Origin of the sequence: Atlanticothrix silvestris CENA357, from assembly GCF_016056295.1 — a bacterium.
GTDB classification, from domain to species: domain Bacteria; phylum Cyanobacteriota; class Cyanobacteriia; order Cyanobacteriales; family Nostocaceae; genus Atlanticothrix; species Atlanticothrix silvestris.
Genome location: NZ_JAECZB010000078.1, coordinates 1 through 1,540 on the forward strand (window position 1 = coordinate 1; position 1,540 = coordinate 1,540).

Consider the following 1,540-nt stretch of genomic DNA (forward strand, 5'->3'; position numbering starts at 1 on the left):
AGATATCCATATTATTCAGTTAGATAATGGAGCTTTTCATTTTAGCCAGCATCTTCAAATACCAGAAAATATCATTTTATTATTTCAACCTCCACACACACCCCAAGTTAATCCAATTGAGCGATTATGGGAGGAAATTAAAAGGCATTTAGCTTGGGAAAGCTTTGGAACTTTAGATGAGTTAAGACAATTTATCTGGAGGCGTTTGGAAAAATTAAACACATCAATCGTTGCTTCTATTACAGGTTGGGATTTTATTCTTGATGCTTTATTTGAATCAAATTTTTCGTGAATTGGTATTAGGGCGTAAAACTCACGTTCGTTCTCAAAAACCACGAGAAGTAGTGCAAGAAATTTATGGTTGGTTGTTAGCTCATTGGTCAGTACGAGTGTTAATGTTTCAAGCTGCAACTAATGCTGGGGTTCCACCATTACGCTTGAGTTTTACAGGTACATTACGAGTTATTCGTCGTGCTATTCCTAAATTTCAAGGCTTACAGACCGAAGAATTACCTTTTTTTTCGATTGGTTAATTGTCGAGATTTTAGATACGTTGCTACCTGAACGTGTTCACCGTATTAATCCCAGAGTCGTGAAGAAACCTGTATCAAAGTTTCGCTCTAAAAAGCCTCAACACAGAGGTACCTGACAAAGAGTAGAAGCTCCGAAATTTCACATTACTAATCAGCTTTCTAGCCTTAACTGAACCGTATTGCTTTATGGTGCGCCTCCACCTTACACAGGTTTTGGTCGTCCTCGTGTTCACGGTGAAAAGTTTAAGCTCAACGATTCGACAACATGGCCGACACCTAACCAAATGATGCAGGTCAACCATCCAAAGTTGGGTCTGCTGTGCTTGCGTCTATGGACTCATACCAATTTACTAAAAGTATGATACAGATAGCTTAGGAGTAAATATGAGCGAGCGGAAATGGTTGGAGTCACTAAAGTAGAGATAAAAGAGTCAGTCGAAGAGTTGCATGAACTACTCATAAAACAAAAAGTAGCATCAAGCCGCGAAAGAGTTCAAGCTTTATATTTGCTGAAAATGGGACAAATAAAAACGATACAGGATGTAGCTGTAGTCGTGGGTAGAGAAAGGGTGACAGTACAGAGATGGTTAAAAACTTATACAGAGTCGGGAATAAATGGTCTATTATCAATAAAAAAGAGTACAGGGCGACCGCCAATTATTAATGATTTGACCAAAGAACAACTTTTAAAAGAACTCGAACAGCCAGAAGGATTTAAGAGTTATAAAGAAATCCGAACATGGTTGAAAGCAGTGGAAGGAGTAGAAGCGTCATACAAAGTAGTACATGATACAGTACGTTATCGAATGAAAGCGAAGTTAAAAGTACCAAGAGCAGTCGGGATAAAACACAACGAAGAAGCAGAATTAGAATTTAAAAAAAACTGCCACAATACCTAGAAGTCATTAAAAAACACGTTATAGAGCCAAAAAATAAACACAAAAGAATTAGATACTGGTGTGGTGAGCGAAGAGAGCAGGGGAGGCAGGGGGTGCAGGGGGAGCTGG

The 1,540-nt window shown here is 38.8% G+C and carries 3 protein-coding genes and 1 pseudogene; all 4 read left to right on the forward strand.

All coding sequences use genetic code 11. The features are described 5' to 3' along the window. A partial coding sequence (locus I8751_RS19920; RefSeq protein ID WP_214440854.1) for a transposase occupies positions 1-292 on the forward strand: 292 nt, incomplete at its 5' end. A 4-nt stretch (positions 293-296) separates the two neighbouring features. Continuing rightward, positions 297-533, forward strand: a pseudogene (locus I8751_RS19925) (IS4 family transposase); the annotation flags it as partial. A 179-nt stretch (positions 534-712) separates the two neighbouring features. Further along, on the forward strand, positions 713-895 hold the full coding sequence (locus I8751_RS19930) for a hypothetical protein (protein ID WP_214440855.1): 183 nt from the start codon (positions 713-715) through the stop codon (positions 893-895). Positions 896-931: 36 nt separating this feature from the next. Further along, entirely contained in the window at positions 932-1,432 is a 501-nt protein-coding gene (locus tag I8751_RS19935) for a helix-turn-helix domain-containing protein (RefSeq protein WP_214440856.1), read from the forward strand. The last annotated feature ends 108 nt before the right edge of the window (positions 1,433-1,540 follow it).